Origin of the sequence: Veillonella absiana (assembly GCF_032970865.1) — a bacterium.
In the GTDB taxonomy this organism is placed as follows: domain Bacteria; phylum Bacillota; class Negativicutes; order Veillonellales; family Veillonellaceae; genus Veillonella; species Veillonella absiana.
The window spans coordinates 178,390-200,158 of record NZ_JAWJZB010000002.1 but is presented as its reverse complement, the minus strand read 5'-3'; the positions used below and the strand labels follow the sequence as shown (position 1 = coordinate 200,158).

Annotated in this window: 18 protein-coding genes, 1 tRNA gene and 2 pseudogenes; 18 read left to right on the top strand and 3 right to left on the bottom strand. The window is 40.7% G+C overall.

Translation table 11 applies throughout. From position 1 onward, the window contains the following. The first annotated feature begins 21 nt into the window (after positions 1-21). Genes rfbC through RVY80_RS02340 form a run of 3 tightly spaced genes read left to right on the top strand, consistent with a single transcriptional unit; the run spans position 22 to position 4,383 of the window. Positions 22-288: a dTDP-4-dehydrorhamnose 3,5-epimerase gene (rfbC, locus tag RVY80_RS02350; RefSeq protein ID WP_317329573.1), complete on the top strand. Its 267-nt coding sequence runs from the start codon at positions 22-24 to the stop codon at positions 286-288. Further along, entirely contained in the window at positions 188-2,878 is a 2,691-nt protein-coding gene (locus RVY80_RS02345) for a glycosyltransferase family 2 protein (RefSeq protein ID WP_317329505.1), read from the top strand. The genes rfbC and RVY80_RS02345 overlap by 101 nt, the downstream gene beginning before the upstream one ends. Beyond that, positions 2,878-4,383, top strand: a complete 1,506-nt coding sequence (locus tag RVY80_RS02340) for a lipopolysaccharide biosynthesis protein (protein WP_317329503.1) — start codon at positions 2,878-2,880, stop codon at positions 4,381-4,383. The genes RVY80_RS02345 and RVY80_RS02340 overlap by 1 nt, the downstream gene beginning before the upstream one ends. Before the next feature lie 157 nt (positions 4,384-4,540). Here the strand turns inward: RVY80_RS02340 and RVY80_RS10190 are convergent, their stop codons facing one another. Together RVY80_RS10190 and RVY80_RS02335 are read right to left on the bottom strand one after the other, a co-directional pair. After that, positions 4,541-4,711, bottom strand: a complete 171-nt coding sequence (locus RVY80_RS10190) for a transposase (RefSeq protein WP_411040688.1) — start codon at positions 4,709-4,711, stop codon at positions 4,541-4,543. Beyond that, positions 4,683-5,396 carry a transposase gene (locus tag RVY80_RS02335; RefSeq protein ID WP_317329501.1) on the bottom strand — a complete coding sequence of 238 codons (714 nt, stop codon included), beginning with the start codon at positions 5,394-5,396 and terminating at the stop codon, positions 4,683-4,685. The genes RVY80_RS10190 and RVY80_RS02335 overlap by 29 nt, the downstream gene beginning before the upstream one ends. 555 nt (positions 5,397-5,951) lie before the next feature. Here RVY80_RS02335 and RVY80_RS02330 point away from each other — a divergent pair. The 8 genes and pseudogenes from RVY80_RS02330 to RVY80_RS02295 all read left to right on the top strand — a co-directional run bounded on the left by RVY80_RS02330 (position 5,952) and on the right by RVY80_RS02295 (position 14,570). After that, positions 5,952-6,605 (top strand): ATP-binding protein, encoded by a 654-nt coding sequence (locus RVY80_RS02330; RefSeq protein WP_317329499.1) that lies wholly within the window; start codon positions 5,952-5,954, stop codon positions 6,603-6,605. Positions 6,606-7,540: 935 nt separating this feature from the next. Continuing rightward, on the top strand, positions 7,541-7,894 hold the full coding sequence (locus RVY80_RS02325; RefSeq protein WP_295193595.1) for a CGGC domain-containing protein: 354 nt from the start codon (positions 7,541-7,543) through the stop codon (positions 7,892-7,894). 12 nt (positions 7,895-7,906) lie between these two features. Next, a complete protein-coding gene (locus RVY80_RS02320; protein ID WP_317329497.1) occupies positions 7,907-9,160 on the top strand; it encodes a M48 family metallopeptidase in 1,254 nt (417 codons plus the stop codon). A gap of 237 nt (positions 9,161-9,397) precedes the next feature. Continuing rightward, a complete protein-coding gene (locus RVY80_RS02315; protein WP_295191400.1) occupies positions 9,398-10,717 on the top strand; it encodes a pyridoxal phosphate-dependent aminotransferase in 1,320 nt (439 codons plus the stop codon). A 212-nt stretch (positions 10,718-10,929) separates the two neighbouring features. After that, the gene (locus tag RVY80_RS02310; protein WP_295191397.1) at positions 10,930-12,567 is read left to right on the top strand and encodes a ClC family H(+)/Cl(-) exchange transporter; all 1,638 of its coding nucleotides are present in this window, start codon (positions 10,930-10,932) and stop codon (positions 12,565-12,567) included. 58 nt (positions 12,568-12,625) lie between these two features. Continuing rightward, positions 12,626-13,573 (top strand): AEC family transporter, encoded by a 948-nt coding sequence (locus RVY80_RS02305; RefSeq protein ID WP_317329494.1) that lies wholly within the window; start codon positions 12,626-12,628, stop codon positions 13,571-13,573. 70 nt (positions 13,574-13,643) lie between these two features. Then, positions 13,644-13,886: pseudogene (locus RVY80_RS02300) on the top strand (TSUP family transporter); the annotation flags it as partial. A 66-nt stretch (positions 13,887-13,952) separates the two neighbouring features. Further along, positions 13,953-14,570 carry a hypothetical protein gene (locus RVY80_RS02295; RefSeq protein ID WP_317329493.1) on the top strand — a complete coding sequence of 206 codons (618 nt, stop codon included), beginning with the start codon at positions 13,953-13,955 and terminating at the stop codon, positions 14,568-14,570. A gap of 74 nt (positions 14,571-14,644) precedes the next feature. On the opposite strand, the gene RVY80_RS02290 is transcribed toward RVY80_RS02295, so the two are convergent. After that, positions 14,645-15,067, bottom strand: a complete 423-nt coding sequence (locus RVY80_RS02290) for a CAAX protease (protein ID WP_295191392.1) — start codon at positions 15,065-15,067, stop codon at positions 14,645-14,647. 499 nt (positions 15,068-15,566) lie between these two features. Between RVY80_RS02290 and purB the strand changes: the two genes are divergently transcribed. The 7 genes and pseudogenes from purB to RVY80_RS02255 form a co-directional block, all read left to right on the top strand. Then, positions 15,567-16,862 (top strand): adenylosuccinate lyase, encoded by a 1,296-nt coding sequence (gene purB, locus RVY80_RS02285; protein ID WP_317329491.1) that lies wholly within the window; start codon positions 15,567-15,569, stop codon positions 16,860-16,862. Between the two features lie 285 nt (positions 16,863-17,147). Beyond that, positions 17,148-18,434, top strand: coding sequence for an adenylosuccinate synthase (locus RVY80_RS02280; protein ID WP_295191386.1), 1,287 nt, complete (start codon positions 17,148-17,150; stop codon positions 18,432-18,434). A 471-nt stretch (positions 18,435-18,905) separates the two neighbouring features. Next, a complete protein-coding gene (locus RVY80_RS02275; protein ID WP_317329490.1) occupies positions 18,906-19,253 on the top strand; it encodes an ArsR/SmtB family transcription factor in 348 nt (115 codons plus the stop codon). A 3-nt stretch (positions 19,254-19,256) separates the two neighbouring features. Continuing rightward, a complete protein-coding gene (locus RVY80_RS02270; protein WP_317329488.1) occupies positions 19,257-20,486 on the top strand; it encodes a DNA polymerase IV in 1,230 nt (409 codons plus the stop codon). A gap of 96 nt (positions 20,487-20,582) precedes the next feature. After that, positions 20,583-20,867 carry a hypothetical protein gene (locus RVY80_RS02265; RefSeq protein ID WP_295193613.1) on the top strand — a complete coding sequence of 95 codons (285 nt, stop codon included), beginning with the start codon at positions 20,583-20,585 and terminating at the stop codon, positions 20,865-20,867. A 237-nt stretch (positions 20,868-21,104) separates the two neighbouring features. Continuing rightward, positions 21,105-21,181, top strand: a tRNA-Arg gene (locus RVY80_RS02260). Positions 21,182-21,489: 308 nt separating this feature from the next. Beyond that, positions 21,490-21,690: pseudogene (locus RVY80_RS02255) on the top strand (integrase core domain-containing protein); the annotation flags it as partial. Positions 21,691-21,769 lie beyond the last annotated feature (79 nt).

Sequence of the window (21,769 nt, the reverse complement as noted above, 5' to 3'; positions counted from 1 at the left end):
AGTAGCGTAAAATGATAAACTATCTATGGCAAGTGGTATGGGGTGGAGCTGACAGAAGAAAATAAAAAACAGTTTCTCATTCCCGAAGGCTTTGCCCATGGCTTCCTGGTTCTTTCCGATGTGGCAGGATTCTGCTACAAGGTGAACGACTTCTGGCATCCCAATGACGAAGGCGGTATGGCCTGGAATGATCCTGAAATCGGCATCCGGTGGCCGAAGCTGGTGGGAGAATATAAGGAAACACCGTCGGCAGAAGGGAAAAGTATCGGTCATTATACCGGTATATAACACAGAAAAATATTTAAAAAGGTGTGTGGATTCTGTTTTGGTACAGTCTTATGAAAATCTTGAAGTCATACTGATTGATGATGGGAGTAGGGATGGATCAGGAAAGCTATGTGACCAGTACCGTATGAAAGACCAAAGGGTGCATGTGATACATCAAAAAAATCAGGGGGTATCATTGGCGAGAATCCATGGATATGAAAAGTCACAAGGAGAATGGATCGCATTTGTAGATAGTGACGATGCTATTGAAAAAACAATGGTTGAAACTCTAGTGAGAACAATGGTTGACCACTCATCTGAATTGGCGATTTGTCAGTTCAGACGAGTTACCTGTGCGGGCGAGGCAGAGCAAATCATAAGGCCAGAGCCGGGAGTATATGACAAAGCAGGTATCATTCAGCTGCTTTCTACGAAAGCTTTATATCATAGAGAAAAACAGCGAGCAGGGGTGCCATTTGAATTGTGGGGGAAGCTGTATCAGCGGGATTTGTTAAAAGATGTACTTCAAGCAGGGGTGGAGTGCTGGTACGAAGAGGATATGCTTATAACCATGTCGCTTATGTATAGGTTGAACAGAATGGCGGTTATTGCTGATCCGTTTTATGTTTATTATGAAAGAGCGGGGCAGGCGACAAGTTTATATAAGCCAGACATTGCTACCAATTTTCTAAAAACGATGCAGCGTTTGCAGCAAATCGATAAAGCAAGCTATTTCAAAGAGCAACTACCAAGTCGAGCCCTTATGGAAGTTGGGCGATTATTGGCAATTTGTGCGAAACAGAAAGATGGTAAGAACAAATTTCGTAGAGCTTTTTCTGAATTGGTTGAAAACGGGGCGCTTATTTCTGCTCTTAAAACTAGAAATTTTGAGGGCGGAATGACAGAGAGACTCAAACGCTTTTTGCTTCTTCGTCAATGGGGCTGGCTTTACTTTTTCTTATTGAAAACAAAGCATCTACTTTCTGGAAGGAGATGGAATATGAATCATATAATCAGGAATCGACTGTGGTATCTAATGGTATTGTTTTCTATATTTGCAACAATTCCAGAAATTATTCGTTTCAATTTTTTGGGTGCTGTTTTTGCTGAAAAACTCAGTTTTTTTCCCCTGTTGGCAGGGCTTTTACTCACATTATATTATGAGAAATGTCATGTTTTTAAAACATCCTTGAGCAGGCGGATTGGGATCTACCTTTTGATATATGCTGTTGTGTTGTTCATTTCTTTAATTCATGGATTGGTAATTTATCCATATTATGGAGATGTTTTGAATGGTCCGATTTCGCAGGTCGATAAAATACCTGTCATTCAGGCTTTTTTGCAGAGATTTGGATTTGACGTATCTGAAACAACATTACTGAGTATCTGGATGTTTGCAAGACCGTTAAAAGGGCTTTTTATGACGACCTTTTGGACATTTGGCTGCTCTTATCTTATTTATTATTGGTATAGGAAAGATAGTAGTCGTGGACTGGACATCATGAGAAAAGGGGCTGTAGTGGGGGCGATCATTATATGTGCCTATGGAGTCCTTGATGTATGGTATTTAAGCGGAAGTCATACGGCTGAATATATTTTGACAGAGCTGAATCCGATTGTTCACGAAATCAAGTCGAATGGTACCTGGTGGCCACCGCTTTTATGGAAAGGACAGCTTCGCTCCCTTTTTGCGGAGCCGTCATATTTTGGCATATGGTGTGCTTTTGCGATGCCATGGTTATGGTACACATTTGCTACAGTGAAGCGAACCACTGCGAAAGTGGGAGTGCTTTCACTTGCATTTGTAATGACTGTATTTTTATTTTTGACAAAAGCACGGACGGCAAATGTTCTCATCATTGGAGAAGTTGTGCTTTTGTTTGCGGCAAGTGTTGCGTATAGAGCATATCTCTTAAAAAAGGCATTTATTATTATGCTATGTATAGCATGTGCATTTGGGGTGGCTGTCGTTGCTGGCGGTTTTTTACCAGGAAGCCCAGTCGCGATGAAGCAGAAAAAGCCTGCTGTAGTTAATAATTCATCTAACGTGGGCAAAAGTTTACAAGAAAGCACTAAATTGGCACAAAAGTATGTGAAAAATAATGTGACCTCGGTTGTAGGAGATAATAAACGAAGCAATGGTGCAAGGTATTCTGTTTTGGAAGCCAATATAAAAATAGGAATGGATCATCCGCTTCTTGGTGTGGGGACATCTCTTCGGTCAGCTTATATACCGAATTATTTCCCTCAAAAGGCTTTTTCTAATGGTGAAGTAAAAATGTGGCTTCGCAATCAGAAAGAAAAGGGGATCTTGAAGTCTGGAATCCCCACTTTAGGGGAATATTCGTCTCGATTTGCTGAGACGGGATTCGTTGGGCTTGGCATATTTATGGTGCCACCGTTATTTCTATTGTTGAAATTGCTGAAAAGAATCAAGTCTGACACGATTGCATTTGAAGAAAAATTAGGATACATATTCTTTGCAATTTCTTTCTGCGGCATTCTTGCTTCCGGAATGGGTGATTCACTCAATATCACTTGTTGCTATTGGCTGCTTTTGGGGCTTGGCTACGCAATCATCTTTGGCGAAACGGAGAAGAAAAAGCTGTGATGAATGAACGTAAAATAGGCATTCTTTTAAGTTATACCAATATTCTCCTTAATGCTGTTATTGGCTTTCTCTATGTACCGATACTCCTTCATTTTATTGGAAAAAGCGAATATGGGCTTTACCAGCTCATGGGATCATTAATCGCCTATTTCAGCATTATGGATTTCGGCCTTTCTGCTGCGGTTATCCGGTTCTATGCTAAGTATAGGGCATTGAAGGACAGTATCGGCATGGAGAATATACTTGCCATTTCTGTTCGTGGATATGGTGCAGTGACTGTATTGGCACTGGCTATAGGCGTTATCTGTTATGGCTTTTTGGATGTTATCTTTGCCGGAAGCATGACGGTATCAGAAGTGGATGAAGCAAAGCAGATTTTCCTGCTTTTACTTTTGAATATTGTCATTACTTTATCTACCATGGTTTTCCGTTCTGTGATAAATGCCCATGAGCGTTTTTTCTTTTTAAAAGGAATGGAAACCATACAGCTGGTGCTGCAGCCTGTTCTTGTGGTGCTGGTACTGCAGCGTCATCCCAGTGCGTTTTCCGTAGCGGCTGTGCAGACTGTATTGAATCTGGTGCTTAGTGGAGCAAGGGTATATTACTGCTTCCATGACCTTCATGTAAAAATTCATTTTCATTATTGGAACCATGAACTTTTCTCAGAGTTCAAGAAATTGGCTCTGAGCGTTTTTGCTGTGTCCTTGATAGACCAGGTATTCTGGAAAACAAACCAGATTATTCTGGGAATTATCAGCGGGACGACAGCAGTGGCGGTATACTCTATTGCATCCCTGATTTATATGAACTATATGGCCCTTTCTACAGCCATATCCGGCGTGTATCTCCCGCATGTTACCGGCATGGTGGCCAGGAAGGAGCCGATCAGCAGCCTTTCTGAGCTCTTTATTCAGATTGGCAGATGGCAGTACTATCTTCTAGCCCTGGTGGCAACGGGCTTTATCATTTTCGGAAAGCAGTTTATTGCCTTATGGGCAGGACCAGGATTTGAAGACTCTTATATCATTACTCTTCTCATTATTCTTCCATTTACAGTAGATTTGATCCAAAACATAGGACTTGCCATTATGCAGGCCATGAACCGTTATGACTTCCGGGCTCGCATTTATTTACTCACAGGGGTTTTGAATCTTCTCCTCGCTATCCCACTGGGAATCAAATATGGCGGTATTGGATGCGCGGTGGCCACCGGTATTTCCATGATTGTGGGAAATGGATTTATAATGAACTGGTATTATGCAAAGGAAATCCGTCTGGCCATCGCTTCTTTCTGGAGACAGATAGGCAGAATATCTCTGGTTACAGGTGTATGTCTCGTTATAGGATATGTTGCCAATATATACCTTTTGCCTCAAAGGGGAATAGTACCTTTCGTTTTGAAGGCAGCAATGTATACAGTCTTATATATGGCAATGGTATATGCCTTTGCTATGAATCAGAGGGAACGAGAGAAAATCCAGGCTATTTTAAAGAAGATACACTGATATTAAGCCTTGGTAGAGGAAAAGATTGTAATATCCTTTCACAGACAGACTTCAGATAGGCCGTGTGCTTTGCAACGTATATTTCACTTATGGCAGGCTGCATGGTGAGAGGAAATCTTTCGGACGTATTACAAATAAAGAGCTTTTTAGAGGTTCTTCACGGAAATTTGGGGGATGAATAATCCGCAGGTAAAGAATGAAATCGGATAAGGGTAAAGAAATAATCCATATTTCGGTACCCATATCCGATTCTTTTTAGTACCTTAATTTTGTTATTGAACCCTTCCAGCTTCCCTGTATTAACCTGTATTAATCGGATGCAGTGCATGGGCAGCTAAGCCTTGGATTCGCTTTTGTTTTTGACGGGCAAATTTCACCAATGCAGGAATCCCGCTCTCCAGTCCAGCCTGAATCCATTTTGTCCATCCGGCGAGAGCTTCTTCATAGTCAGTCAATGTGAACAGACGAGTCATCTCCTGCTTCATGGCATAACAAATCGCCAAATCCCTATGCTCGCTCAGGATATCCAACAGATGAGTTTTCTGCCTTTCATTCAGGTGGTCGTCCTTCTTTAACAGTATCCATCGGGATTTCTTTAATTCGGTATAAAGCTTCCTTTCTTCATGGCTCTTTTCCCTGGCCATCTTCTGGAGCTCTGGATTATTAGTTTCTTTCGTATATTCCTTTAATGCTTCTGCTTCCTGCCTATGCTTTTGTGCTTCCTCCAGGCGCACGGCTCCCATAACATCACGCCCAAACTGTGCCTGCATATGGTACCGGTCATAAACGATGGGGACCTTCGGACAATATTTCTGGAACAGCCTGTTAAAGGATGCGTTCATATCCATGGCCACCGCTTTTAGCCTGGAAAGAAGCGAAAGGCCAATGCTCTTAAAGAAGTGCTCAAAATCTGCCATGGAGCGGCCCAGGCCGGCCCACAAGATGTGAATCCCGTTTCCAAATCCATAACGCAGGTGGCATAGCGATGGCCCTTCAGTAAATGGATGATCCACAAGGCCATATCCCAAGTAACGCGTGTGAAAGGGCATTGGCAGGGGATATCTTCCGTTATGGTCTCCCCGCAGGATGTGCAGCGGAATCTGTGCCCCGAGAACTCTATATACTTCTTTTGCTTAGGAAGATCTGGAAAATCCTTGATGAGTACAGAAAAAGCCCCATAACTATACATACGGGAGTGACAGTGCGGACAGGAAAAATCTCTGGCAGTCCGTAGACTGATAACTCGGGTATGGCAATGAGGATTTGGATGGTTAGTGATATTTTCTGTGCGATAATATTGACAATTAAAAGTGATTTCATTATGGTAATAAAAGAGCATTATTCGACCTCCGTGCGTAGTTTTAGGCAACTTACATTTTGGAATAGATAATGCTCTTTTTCAATGCCAATTTTATATGTTATTATTTTTATCCCCCAAATTTCCGTGAAGAGCCAAAATTCATGTATCTGAGGCACCACTTAGTGAAAAGCCAGTATATTTAAAAGGGAATATATTTGAGACCTATATACGTCGTCATAGTGGAGATTATCAAGCTAAAAAAGATGAAGTGACAAGCTTTATAAGAAATCAAAAAGATGATTTAGATAATGAATTACTAGAAGGATATACAATAGATGATCTTGATAGTAGTTCTGTAAAAGCATATAAAGCCAAATTATTAGAACGATACCCTGAGTCAGGTTTAGATACAAAAATTGAAGAAGAGTTCTTTAGAGGTGCCAAATCAAATCCAAGAAACTCTATATTGGTGTCATTGTTTACAAGGATGGGCGCTGCTGAACGTGCAGGAAGTGGTAGCCAAAAAATTCAAAATATTGTAATAAAGAATAATTTTAAAGAACCTGAATTAGAGACCAATATAGAGGAAACGAAATTAAAGCTTTGGACTGTACAGCCAGCTGAGGTATATCCTGAATTATCCGATGTAGAGCAGGTTATTTACAATATTATTTCAGACACTGACGATATAAAGGGGCTGAGTAAAAAAAATATTCAAGATATGCTTAAAGATAATAATGAGTATACTGTTAAAGCTGCATTAAATCGATTGACTTCATTAAACTTAATTGAAAAGGTTGGCGGAAATAGGAATAGAACGTATAGAAGAGTTATGTCGACGTTAGAAATGATGAAAAAGATTGATGATATATCTAAAGGCGTAATGAATATGCTGTTAGAAACAAAATCTAAAAACCTATAAGCAACCACGCTTACTCATGAGTTTAACTCACGCGTGAGTTAAACTATCTAAAGGTGAGTAATATGTGCACCTTTATGAAGAAACTTCATTTTCTTTCAATAAAATAAACAAAATCGATAAAGCCACGTATTATTTAGTTTTCGAGAGAGAAATCTAGGTGATACGTGGTTTTTGACGTTATATTTCATTTACGGTTTGTTAACATGAATCTCACTGGGCTTTCATTTTAGGGGCGTAATCTGAGAGCATAGCAAACGAGCCTATGACTCGACAGACATATACGACAATTGATGTATACGGTTTGAGAACTAGTCATTTGTTAGACTCGAAAGATTTGAGCGATTTGCTCGAAAGTATATATGAGCATTCGCTCAACTAGTTAGAAATTAGAGGAGAACAATAATGAAAAAATTAGCATTAATTCCAGCAGTATTAGCATTCATGGCAACCGTAAACGTAGGTTCCGCATCCTAAAAAAGAATCCACTAAAAAAGTAGAAGCTAAACAATCCGCTCTAAAACCACCAAAAAAAGACAATAATAATAGCAGCTACCACAAAAACACAAATAGTAGCTACCATAAAAACACAAATAGCAGCTACCATAGTAATAACAACCAAACAACAGGTGTGTTGAATCCATTCAATCGCTAATTCATAGCAATGGGTTCGGAACGGTGATTGAGACCGCCGATATCCTTTGAGCGTACAACAAGTAAACCATATCCCTGAGATATGTTGAGAGAATAGATATACCTTCCCCGTGAATGTATGGCCGTAATGGCACATACAAAAATGGGGAAGGTTTTTTGCTTGTGAAATATGCATATGAGTCGATATTTCATTCATCATTCATGGCTATCATTCATGCTATAATAAAATCAATAGGCGCCTAAATGAATGGGTGTACATTATGGATTTAACTATAGGAGGTCCTGTGGCTAAAAAGATAGCAGTACTAGTAAATGAAGATACAATGCAACGTTGCTCTTGTGGCGGTTGTTTAAAAGCGTTCATGGGTAAGAAGGATTCCTTTGAACGATATGCGGATGAGGAAATCGAGCTCGTTGGGTTTACCCATGCTGGTGGTGATTTAGATAAAAAAATTGCATCTCTTGAGAAAAATGGTGTCACTACTGTGCATTTGTCTACTTGTATGCGTGGTAAAAATGATCAGTATGAGGACATCGCAGCGCGCTGTGCTGAGAAATTCGACGTAGTGGGCTATACTCATGGCGGTCCTGTATCTAAGGATGGTAAAGAGGCTATTATTTTAGATAAACAAGTATAGGAGGATGTTACTATGGTGAAAGTTAAACGATTAGCCATTACAACAGCAGTTGCATTGACGTTGACGAATGGTTTAGGTGCCATTCCTGCAACAATTACAGAGAGCGGGCTAGTATCGTCTACAGTGGGTTCCGTTCTACATACAACGGTTCCAACGGCCCATGCAGCAGGTCTTGAAACATTAATTTCTGGTGCAGCGGCCATGGCCTATGTATCTACAGCGATTAATAAAATGGATAATAGCGATGAAGGTCAACAAGAGAGTTTAGCTAATGCAAAGAAGCAAACAGGTTATCTCGATGATTGGGCAGCTCAACAGCGAGTACAAACGATTGTTACTAATTTATCTAAATCGCCGTTGGTAAAACGGTCTTATGCGGTATATGTAAATCCACAAACGGATTTTAATGCTTTCATGACCATCGGTCGTGTTATGTCCGTTAACAAGGGTACTCTTGATAAACTCGATGATAACCAACTCGCCTATGTTATCGCCCATGAATTATCTCATGGCGAACACAAGGATATCGTAAATGGTATGAAAAAACAGGTGGGATTGTCTACGGCGCTCAGCATTTATGCTGGTGGTAGTGCAGGTGGTGCTATCTTAGGGAATATCGCAGGCAATTACATTAACAACCAAGTGTTTACTATGAGTCAGGAGAAAAATGCCGATGATTTGGGATTTGATATCCTGGCGGACTCTCAATACAACATTGGCGGTGCTGCTGGTGCGATGGCGGTAATGCGTAATACTTATGGAGATAAAACGTATCGTGAGGGATTTGCACAAGTGTTGGCCCCTAATAACCATCCAAAGGCCTCTGCCCGAGTAACGGAAAATATTAAACGCATGTATGAGTATTCCGGTAAACATGTGAATGTGGTGGATAATGCAGTTATCGTAGATGGCGACAATATTTACACGCCAGCGGCTAGTGGTCGGTATACTGGTGAGGAACGATCCTATTATATGGCTGGTAAGTTGGCAAAACTCTACCATGATAATAAAATTACTAACGGTTCAGCCTCCTACTCTGAGGCTACTGTGACCGTAGCTGGCGAGTCTATTGTGACTACCCCTGGATCCGACGTAGCCTTGATGGTGGCCACAAATCTTAATAATGCCTTTGTGAAAGAAGGCGGAAAATCTGCATCAAAGACTACAAAGGAGAAAGTTAAGAAAGAACCAAATAAAAAAGATTCTAAAACTAGTACAACTACATCAACTAGTGGAAATGTAGATTTATCGAATTTAAGCAAATAAATATTCATAAGTTAGGCTTATTCTTATAATAAACTGGAGAAACTGATTTTATATGCAAATTTTACATATATAATCAGTTTCCTTTCCATAAAAACATTTGTATTTTTTCATGAAAAACAATATACTTAATTAGTTAACAGATTTATCCGAAGGGTATGTGTCGGAGGTCTTATTTTGTGTTTTGTGGTTGGGATGGACTTTCACCAGACCACGTATTAGAGGGAGTTGGATTCTACTATGGAACAACCAATTTTATCCCCGTACATGATGGAACGAAATCCATCCGGGATTCGATTAGGACAAATTAAATTTTTAGAGCGTCAGGACCGCCCAATTTTGGTGAACGGTTCTATTGGCAATGTTATGCGTCCTATGTATCCCGCCATGCAGCAGCGTCTATTTAATTTAGGCGCCCCTGAAAGTCCATTTGCTACTGGCATCGTACCGTACGTTCCAACGGCGGGTACGCCGGAGTGTCAGGAGGCATTTCGTCATATTATGCGCAGTCAAGGATTTGATCCTACAGGCCTGGATGTGCTCGTTACAGACGGCGCATCTATGGCGATGGAAATTATCATGCTCGGCGTTTGTGGCGGTGCAGGCGAAGATTATCGTCCGCTCTTGATGTTTGACCCATCGTATACGAATTATGATGCGGTTGGTAAACGTATCGGCCGTGAGACCGTGACCGTAGAACGTCGTTTGGGTGAGGATGGTCAATTCCAATTGCCATCCATTGAAACAGTGGAGCAACGCATTTTGGAAACAAAACCTGGTGCTCTGCTCATCATTCCTTACGATAATCCAACAGGCCAATTGTTCAGTCGTGAAACACTCATCGATTACGCGAAGCTCTGTGTGAAACATAATCTGTGGATTATCAGCGACGAGGCGTATCGTGAGCTTGCCTATGAAGAAGGTGTTCAACAAGTAAGTATCTGGGGCCTAACTGATAAGGACGTACTGGGTATCGAAGGTCGTCGCATCAGTTTGGAAACTGCATCCAAAGTGTGGAATGCTTGTGGTTTACGTATCGGTGCCATCATTACGGATAATAAAATGTGCTTTGAAAAATCCGTTGCTGAATACACAGCTAACTTGAGTGCTAACACATTGGGACAATATATATTTGGTGCATTGGCTCATGAACCTATTGAAAACTTGCAACAATGGTATGTTGAGCAACGTGATTACTATCGTCAAATGATTTATGAATTGCATGCTGCATTCCTAGCAGAAGAACCAGAATTTATCATTTCAAAGCCAGAGGCCTCCATCTATTTCGTTATCGATGTACGCAATGTGGCAAAGCCTGGATTTGATGGGGTGGAATTTGCCTTGTATTGTGCTGAAAAAGGTGCAGTTACCCTCGATGATGGGAATACCTATACATTATTGATGGCTCCGCTGAATGGATTCTACAGCGGTGCTGAGGACGATAATAATCCTGGTAAAACACAATTGCGTATATCCTTCTGTGAGGAGCCTGAATTGTTAAAATTGGCGCCTAAATTGTTGTCTAAATTATTTAGACAATATGAAGCAGAACGGGCGTAAGAAGATTCGTGTTTGCCGTTTGTATGCGACTTGTTAGTCATCGCAGTGACAAGGTTGTGTAGTACGGCAAACAGTGTATATTAGGAAATGACTATAGAGCAATGGCTATGGCTGTTGCTCTATTTTTGCTATATAGTAATTTTTATGATAATGTGTTAGGTAAAAGCACGTTTATATTATTGTATTGAGTTAATGTTCATAAAGGAGTAGCTATGAAACTATCCTTGAAACATATGGCAAAAAGCACTACCCTCGGCGATATGTCCATGAACCGCAGTTTATTAGGTTGGCTCGTTTTAAAGGGGGCCCTGGTTGGCATTATTGCAGGATTTTTCGGAGCCACATTCCGATACATGATTTTAGAGTCCGAGCATTGGCGTTGGACTCTATTGGAGGGGATGACGTACCAAACGGCAGTATTTTGGATACTCGGTATGGTCGTGATGGCCTTTATCATCGATCGATTGCTGGCGTGGGCGCCATTATCTGGCGGTTCCGGCATCCCTCAAATCGAAGGGGAAATGATGGGCCTCTTTGATATGAAGCCTTATCGGACGCTGATTTCTAAATATATCGGCGGTGTACTTACTGGTCTTGCAGGATTTTCCGTAGGTCGTGAGGGACCAGCCGTTCAGCTCGGTGGTGCCGCCGGTAAAATTGTATCCTATTGGCTCAATAGTGGCCTTCGGGAACAACGAATTTTAACGTCTGCTGGTTCAGCCGCAGGGCTTGCGGCTGCATTTAGTGCCCCCGTATCTGGTGCCATGTTCGTATTTGAAGAGGTACATAAGAGTTTTTATCCATACCTTGTCATTCCTACGTTCATAGCAGCTTTCATTTCAAACTACATTACGGTGTCCATCTTTGGATTGCAACCGGCATTAGGATTTACTGTTATGGAGGGCGTGCCTATTCAGTATCTGTTCTATCTCGTTGGTGTGGGCATTGTGATGGGCCTTGTAGGCGTTGTATTTTGCCGAACTATTTTTGCCTTTAAACGCTTTTTTGGGTGGATGAAGGTGTCGCGCTTTATGAAGCTTGTCTTTACTTTTGTAGTAGTGGCATTGATTGGATTTGATTCCCAATTATTGTTGGGTGGAGGCAACGATTTGGTCAGTCACCTTGCGTATGGTATTAACGGTGGCGATATGGCTTCTCATGAGGGGCAGGCCTACCATTTTGCCGCTATGAATGATCCTGTGTCTGGTACCTATGGTTTGTGGCTGCTAGCGGCTATCGTGGTGGGGAAAATTTTGCTCACTTGTTTCTGTTATGGCAGTGGTGCGCAAGGCGGTATTTTCCTACCTATGCTTGTTATTGGGGCGGCCACAGGTGCCTTTTGTGAAAGCGCCCTAACCCATTTGGGACTCATAGAAACTGGCTTGTTACCACAATTCGTTATCGGTGCTATGGGTGGTATGCTAGCTGCTGCCATGCGTACCCCGATTTTAGCGATTCTCCTCGTTCTTGAAATGACGAATAGCTTTAATAATATTTATGCCATTGGTATCGTTACCATTGTGGCTTACTTGGTAGCGGAGTTCCTCAAGGAACCACCAATTTATGATTCTTTATTACAAGATATGACGGATTTGCCGTCTCATGAATCAGTACAAACCTTCTTCCAAACGAAGGTACCTGTGGTGAGCACGTATGTGGAGATTCCATTGCGGACGTTAACACTACCTGAAGGCACCATGATTGTTAGTATTTGTCGTAATGGATCCTATATTGTTCCATTGGCTAGTGAACATCTGGAACCAGGTGATGAATTGCAGATTTCCTGCCAACGTGGTAGTTTGAAGGCTGCAAAAGAGTTTTTTCAAGGGCCGGTGAATGGCCTCTCATAGAGGGCGCCATGGTGGCGCTTTCACCAACATCAATTATTCATAATAGTAGGGAGGACGTATGGATATTATTTTGCAATCCCTACAGGGCGTATTTGTGGTGATTGCCGTTGTCGCATTGGGCTATGTGCTGTCAGTGCGTGGATGGATTACAGATACGATTGCACCATTTTTAGTTAAGCTCGTTACATTTGTGTCGTTGCCCATTTATTTGTGGTACGGCATGTACAAAAATTTTTCCAAGGACTCTATGATGACCTTGATTTCTGAACTGGCTGTTCCGGCACTGTCCATTTTGATTGCTTTCGTTATCGGTGGTATCATCGTGTATGTGTTTAACGTGCGCAAGGACCGTCGCGGCATTGTTTGGACGAATGCATTTACGGCAAATACTATTTTTATAGGTCTGCCCGTGAATGTAGCACTATTTGGCGAGGCTAGCATGCCTTCGGTGATGCTCTATTATATGGCGAATACTACATTTTTCTGGACCATCGGTACCTATCTCATTCAACAGAGTGGGTCTCGTGGTGAAACGGAGGGCATAAGTATTTTTCGGGCCCTTCGCAAATTGATATCGCCACCGCTCATGGGGTTTCTAGTGGGCCTTGCAACAGTGCTGTTTGCAATTCCCATACCTAAATTCGTCACCAGTACCGCGCAGATGGTAGGGGCCATGACGACGCCATTGGCACTCATGTATATTGGTTATGAAATCAGTAAGGTTTCTTTGGATGAGCTGAAACTCGACAAGGATATGATGTTAGGGATTATAGGCAGATTTCTCATTTGTCCAGCGTGTATACTAATTTTATTGCCTTTCTTTGCTGTTTCGGATATGTCTAGACAAGTATTCATCATTCAAGGTGCCATGCCCGCTATGACGTTGATGACTATTATGGCTAAGAGCTATGATGCGGATAGTCAATTCGCAGCGACGCTTAGTTTTGCGACCATATTGTTGAGCCTCGTGCTCATTCCGCTGTATATGTATCTCATATCAGCGTAATGTATGATATTTTTCCTAGTGAAAGCACCGAATATTTGCATCATCGTACGGATGATGGGTGATCAATGGTGCATGGGTGACGAGTCACTGTATTCTAGCAGTATCCACCGCTGTAGGGGTATTAACGCATATTATGGCAGACCATGTACAGTTTTATATAGCTATCCCAATTAGTATTGGTGCCATCTTTGGTGCCCAAGCGGGAGCGTATATTTCAAAACGGCTTAGGGCCAAGAGCATTTTGATTATCATGAGTGTAGGCGTGGCTCTGCTAGGACTACGGTTAATTATTTTCTCTCATGTGACATTTTAGTTTGATGTTTAGCTGATTTATGTAAAATTTCATGTGAGCTTTAAGAACAGTAGAAAGAGGTCTAGAATGACTAAATATAAACAATATATGTTGACCTCATTAATGGCGGTAACAGTAGCTACAGGTATCCAACTCGGTACTATTAGTACAGTGCAAGCAGAGGATGCTAGATCCATGCCTACATTATCAGAACGTATGAAGAAAATTGCCATGGAGCAACGGGAAACAGATCTTGAGCTTCGTAAAGCACAAGAAGAGGCTTTGAAGCAGCAAGAAAACGTTTTGAAGCAACAAGAAGATGCGTTTAAATCTGATGAACGTTCTGAAGCATATAATCGTGTTGACAATAATGGTGATAATAATCGTGTAGAGAACCGTCGTGAAGAAATTAAAAAGGATAATAAAAAGGACTCTAAAAAGGTAAAACAAGAGAAGCCTAAAAAGCTCACAAAAAAAGAGATGAAACAGAAATACAAGGAATTGCAAAAACGTAAAAAAGATAAGTCCTTGTCTAAAGAAGAGCGTAAGGCCATCGATAAAGAAGCAAAAGCGTTGAAGAAAGAAATCAACAAGAAAAATAAAGGTAGCAAAGCAGAGCGATATGCTAAGAATAAAGCTAAAAAAGGTGCAAAAAGCATAGCAAAACGTGCCATTAAATCAGCGTTGATACCGGGATTCTTTTAAGAAAAATTGTAAAATCATTGACGAAAAAATGGGCCCCGTAGTTTAAACTACGGGGCCATGTATTTTTATTGTTTTTATTGTTCTCGTTCCACGTATTGTTGAATGATACCTTTTGAACTAGATAAAACCGCTAAATATACGCAAGCACCAACGATGACAAGCATGGTTTTCATGCTTACTGATGTTTGATCAGAGCGCACGAGAGCGAGGGCGTAAAATGTTGTGGTAATGAGCGTAATTAGGAATGATAGAATCATACGTATGTTATATTGTGCTGTGGTACTCGTGAGGATATGTTTTCTTTGTGATACCCCATAGCCAATGCTGATGATGAAATCTAGGATGATAATACCGCCTATAATGGGTAAATCGCCATCGATAAAAAATAGATAACCTAGAGCGATATAACTTGCTAGAAACATGAGTTGTAATAGACGCGTGCTAGTGGTAGATTCTGGTTGTTTTGCTAGTACAGGTTTACGTTTTTTTTGCGCCATAATGGGCCTCCTAGGTGAAAGTTATATATGACTATGGGACGAGTGTGCCACTGATGTTAGTATATCTAATAGTTTAACGGATATAGTATATCTAATAGTTTCACAGATATAGCATGTCTAATAGTTAACAGATATAGTATATCATATTTGACGAGGGCTTCGCACTGACTAATCGCTATCCTTTAATGCTAGTATAGCTGACTCTTGGTGGTGTAAGGCTATAAGTGCGTAGAAGAATATAAATAAGTATAATCATAAAGCAAGCCTATCGTAAAAATTCCGAACATTAAAAATACTAATGTGTTTATTGTTCGTAAAATAAGTGGTTCTGCGTTGAACACATTCCATGCATATGGTAAAATGAATTGTACAAGAGTTTGTTAGTTGTTGCTTTTTGTCAAGGAGAATGCCAGGGGGCTTTCATCTTGTGAAAGGCTAATCATGACGGACCGTAGAACAATGAAATTCATAATTTTCACCATTACAAAGGAGATTACACATGATTGCACGTTATACACGCGAAGAAATCGGCCATATTTGGAGCGAACGCAACGAGTTCGATACCATGTTATTGGTAGAAATTCTTGCATCTGAGGCACAAGCTGAATTGGGGAACATTCCAAAGGAAGCAGCGAGAGCAATTCGCGAAAAAGCCAATTTTGACGTAGAACGTATTCACGAAATCGAAAAGGAAACGAATCATGATATCATTTCCTTCGTTACTGCTGTAGGCGAATATGTAGGCCCAGAGGCAGCGAAATACATCCATCTTGGTTTAACATCCACTGACGTAAAAGATACTGCATTGGGTTACTTGATGAAACAATCTTGCGACATTTTATTGGAAGGCTTGAGAAAATTCCATGACGTTCTTCGTCGTCGCGCTATTGAATTCAAAAATACACCTATGATTGGTCGTACTCATGGTATCCATGGGGAACCTATCACATTTGGTTTGAAATTATGCTTGTGGATGGCAGAAATCGAACGCGATATCGAACGTTTGGAACAAGCTCGTAAAAACGTGGCTGTGGGCAAAGTATCTGGCGCCGTTGGTACATACTCCAACATCGATCCATTTGTTGAACAATACGTGTGTGAAAAACTTGGTTTGGAACCAGTTAAAATCGCCACACAAGTTGTACAACGTGACCGTCATGCGCAATTCGTGTCCACAATCGCTGTTATCGGTGGTACTTTGGACCGCATCGCTCTTGAAATTCGTCATTTGCAACGTACAGAAGTGCGCGAAGCAGAAGAGTATTTCAGCCCTAAACAAAAAGGTTCCTCCGCTATGCCTCACAAACGTAATCCTATTACTTGTGAACGTATTTGTGGTTTGGCTCGCGTGTTGCGTGGCCATGCGCAAGCAGCTTTTGAAGACCAAGCTTTATGGCATGAACGCGACATTTCTCACAGTTCTGTAGAACGCGTTATCCTTCCTGATGCAACGATCATATTGGATTACATGTTACATTTAACAACTCGTACTATCGATAAATTGTTAGTGTATCCTGAAAATATGATGAAAAACTTGAATTTGACTGGCGGCCTTTGCTTTAGCCAAACTATCTTGACAAATCTTGTTGAAAAAGGTGCTGTTCGTGACGAAGCATACCGTTGGGTACAACGTCATGCCATGGCTCGTTGGCTAGAAGGTAAAGATTTCGCTGAAGGTTTGAAATCTGACGCTGATATCGCAAAATTTATGACTGCTGAGGAAATCGACGCTTGCTTCGATCCATTCGCGTTGTTGAAACACGTTGATACCATCATGGGTCGTTTCGGTTTATAATATCATAGAATCTGTGAAAGCGCCCTTTAGGGGGCGCTTTTTTATGCAAGAGCTAGCTGTTGGTAATCATTTTTTGGTAGCCAATTTGCTATTCAATATGCTAGGTTTTTCGCATCAGTGTAAGACCTACATTAAATATGCAAATTGCATTTAAAAAATTACATTTATTAGATACCATTACATGGTTATTTGGTGTATAATAATTAGTGGTTATCGTTCAGATTGTTGTGAACGAAGGCTATTAAAACTTTCAGAATGTTTATAAATCACATGGAGGATACATTCATGGCAACTAGTATGGTAATCGGCACACAATGGGGTGACGAAGGTAAAGGTAAAATCGTTGACTGTTTAGCAGAAGCGGCGGACGTCGTAGTTCGTAGCCAAGGCGGTAATAATGCAGGCCATACTGTAGTAGTAGACGACAAAGCGTTCGCATTACGTTTATTACCAAGCGGTATTTTATACGACAATAAATCTAATATCATCGGTACTGGCGTTGTTATCGATCCAAAGGTGTTGCTTGGGGAAATTGAGAACCTTAAAAAAGAAGGTAAATCTGCAGATTCCTTGCAAATTTCTGACCGTTCACATGTGATTATGCCATATCATATCGCCCTTGACGAAGCTGAAGAAGCATCCAAAGGCGATGCTAAAATCGGTACTACTAAAAACGGTATCGGTCCTTGTTACGCAGACAAAATCAACCGTGTTGGCATTCGTGTATGCGATTTGTACGACATCGAGTTGTTCAAAGAAAAATTAGCATACAATGTAGAATTCAAAAATAAAGTTCTGCGCAACGTATACGGTGCTGAAGGCGTTGATTACGATCAAATCTTGGCTGATTATATCGGCTATGCTGAAGCGTTGAAATCCCACGTAACTGATACAAACGTATCCGTTATGAAAGCCATCAAAGAAGGCAAAAAAGTATTGTTCGAAGGTGCGCAAGCAACTATGCTTGACCTTGATCATGGTACATATCCATTCGTTACGAGCTCACATCCAATTGCTGGTGGTGCATCCACAGGTGCTGGTGTAGGCCCTAACTATTTGAAAAATATTTTCGGCGTTGTAAAAGCTTACGCAACTCGTGTAGGTGCGGGCCCATTCCCTACTGAACAATTGAACGAAGTAGGCGATAACCTTCGTAATCTAGGCCATGAATTTGGTACTGTTACTGGCCGTCCTCGTCGTTGTGGTTGGTTGGATCTTGTTGTTGTATCCTATGCTGCTAACCTTAATAGCTTGGATTACTTGGCAATCACACGTTTGGATATTCTTGATTCCTTTGAAGAATTAAAAATCTGCGTTGGTTACGAATTGAATGGCAAACGCGTAGAAGGGTTCCCTGCAAGCCTTAAAGATTTGGAAGCTTGTGTTCCTGTTTACGAAATATTGCCTGGTTGGAAAACAGATATCTCTGGTATCCGTACATACGAAGAACTTCCAGAAGCAGCTCGTAAATACGTAGAACGCATTGCAGAAGTAACTGGTGTACCTTTGGGTATTGTATCCGTTGGTCCTAACCGCGCTCAAACAATTAACTTGGTAGAAGCTTTCAAATAATTTGATAGTACCCATTACCTCGATACGGTGTTTTGTGCATTTCGGTGTTATCGGATGATAGTAGCGCACACGAACCATCGATAGTTAATTGTCAAAATACAGTCAAATCTATAGAAAATGCAATAATGCCTCATGTAATTTTATGCGATTTAATGCATAGTGCATGAGGCATTTTTTTTCTGAGACTTCAATTGTTATCTATTAGATTAGTTAAGGAAATATAGAAAAAATAGCTATTTTTACCATAATATCATATGTTTTTATGATGCCATAGATTATATTGTTTTATCATTGAGCAGAGATTTATCTTGCATATTTAATAATATAGATATACATAAAAATTCATGAACATACTAACTAGAAAGAAAAAAATAGATTTACTTGGAGTTTTAGTATATAATATACATATTACAGAGGATTTAGTGTAGTTAGTGGGCAAAACACTACTTAGAATAGAGGAGTTAGATTATTATGGCAGACATTTCATATGAACGTTTAGCAAGTATTTTCAAAGCACTTAGCGATGAAACTCGTTTGCATATTATCGATATGTTGTCCTGCAATGAATTATGTGCAGCGGACATTTTAGCGAGCTTTAATTTATCTCAATCTACATTGAGTTACCACATGAAAATTTTAATTGATGCGGGCGTGGTAAATTCTCAACGTAGTGGTTTGTGGACTCGCTATTCTATCAATGCAGATACATTTGAATTTATTCTTGATATCATCCCTCAATTGTACAAAACGAAGGACGAATGTATTTGTGCGCAAATTAAATACTGTCGTCTTGACGAACACCAACAAGCTGAGGCTTAATACATGAGACGTTGGATTATGCATGTTGATATGGATGCATTTTTCGCATCTGTGGAACAACTGGATCATCCTGAATATAGAGGCCACCCCGTTATCGTGGGTGGTCTTTCTGCACGTGGGGTGGTTGCGACGGCCTCCTACGAGGCGCGCAAATTTGGTGTTCATTCCGCCATGCCTTTGGTGAAAGCCAAACAACTCTGCCCAGATGGTATCTATGTGTGGCCTCGTTTTGAACGATATAAAGAGATTTCTAATGTTATTCATGATGTGATGCGCGAGTTTACACCTATCATAGAACCTTTATCCTTAGATGAGGCCTTTTTAGAGGTAACAGGAATGTCTACATTGTATCCTGGGCCCTATCAGCTAGGACAAGCCATTAAGAAGCGTGTATTTGAGGAAACCGGTCTCATCATCTCTGCGGGGCTGGCACCAAATAAATTTCTTGCTAAATTAGCGTCTGATTTAGATAAGCCGGATGGTCTTGTGGTCATTCCCTATGGTAAGGAACAGGAAGTCCTTAAGAATTTACCTATCAAACGGATTTGGGGGATTGGGAAACAATCGGAGAAACGATTTAAAGAGGCGGGCTTTCACAAAATCGGGGATATTCAAGAACTCGCTGATGAACGACCATTAATCCCCGTTTGTGGCAATCAGGCACGACGTATCTGGGAACTCGCCAATGGTATCGATAATCGCCCTGTGGAACCAGATCGTAAAATTCAATCCGTGGGCAATGAAGAAACCTACGGAGAGGATATCACTGATCCTGAGGTTATCGACTTGGAACTGCGCTATTTTGCGAATCGCGTGGCAAAACGACTACGAAAAAAAGGCCTCACGGGCCATACGATTTCTATCAAGATTCGTTTTTCTGATTTCTCTACCATTTCGCGGCAGAAAAAATTAGATACGAATACCGATAATGAGCATATTATTTACAAAACGGCGCGTATCCTATTCGATAAATTAGACATTACGAAGCCGATCCGCCTCATGGGTATCACTGTCAGCGGCGTTGATGAAGATCCGCTATTCCAAGACTCCCTATTCACGGCCGAAACTGATGCGTCTCAAGAACGCCTATCTGAGGTGCTTGATGACCTACAATCCAAATTTGGCGATACTGCCATCATGAGTGGAGCCCTCTGGAAACGCCATCAAAGTGGCATTGGGGAGCATTATCCGACGGATGCACGAAAGGCGACGGAGGAGGCTACGGATACATAAGTACAATTATAGATAGTGAAACGCTGTAATTCGTGATACAATATTTATATATGTATGTAAGATTGGGTTAAGCAACCAGGAGTGAGGTAACATAGAATGAGCATGTTCCGTGTAGCCATTCATTATGGCATTAATAAAAATGGATTTTTATCCTATGACACAGATACAAAAACAGTAAATGTAGATCTTCCAGAACAAGAATGGGCAGATAAAGTGTTGGTCTATTTAAATCAACTACATACTATTGATAATGCAGTAGGCCTTGATACGTATGAAACTCTTGAAGTACAACCATTAGAATCTTTGGAAAACTTTAAATTAGCCCTTACACGTATGTGGGAAGCTATTGATGTACAAGTTGACTGGAGTCGCCCAGCATAACTTGTTCTGAAAGCTATAATCGAGCTGTATCGGACCGTATTAATTTTAATATTAAAACAACCATTCTCGTTGAGGATGGTTGTTTTTTTGAATTAATACCATATATAATATATTTATACGTTAAGTGATGTGTATTCTGCGTAATATCATTACACATAATACTATTACATAGTCTATGTTGGTAAACCTTATTTTGTTACATATTTATTGGTACCAACAAATTACAATATTGTACATGCGTCTATAGCTCAGTAGGATAGAGCAGCAGTTTCCTAAACTGCGTGTCGCTGGTTCGATTCCGGCTAGGCGCACCATAAAAAACTTAATAGCTAAGCCGTGTTAAGCCAGATAAAACCTGGATGTTAAACATGCTGGCTAATAGAATTGTGCAACCCAGTGTCTTGGGTTGCATTTTTTTTTTTGCAATATTTTCTGCAACTTTTATGCAACCCTGGTGCAACTTTGGTGCAACCCTAGTATGAAATGAATCTAGGCTCATTTAGGTTATACAGGTTGTTTAAGGCTAAGGTACAAGCAGTCATATCCATGAGTGGATGGGTGGTAGACCTTAATGAGCATTTCCGTATCACGATGACCAGCTAGATGTGCAATATCAGGCAGTGATAATGCCCCAATGGAACGATATTTTAATACATTAAAGACTGAATTGATTAATACTAATCAGTATTTTAGTACTGAACATTTACAAGCAGATATTTCTAAGTTTGCGCATTTATGGTATAACCATAATAGGCCTCATAGCTATAATGGCTATAAGACGCCTTTTGAAAAGAGGTTTGAAATAGACAATAATGTTACCTAGAATCTATAGCAGAACATTTGACAATATCTCGAGTTCACGATATTATATGAATAAGATATCTCGAATTAAAGATATTTTA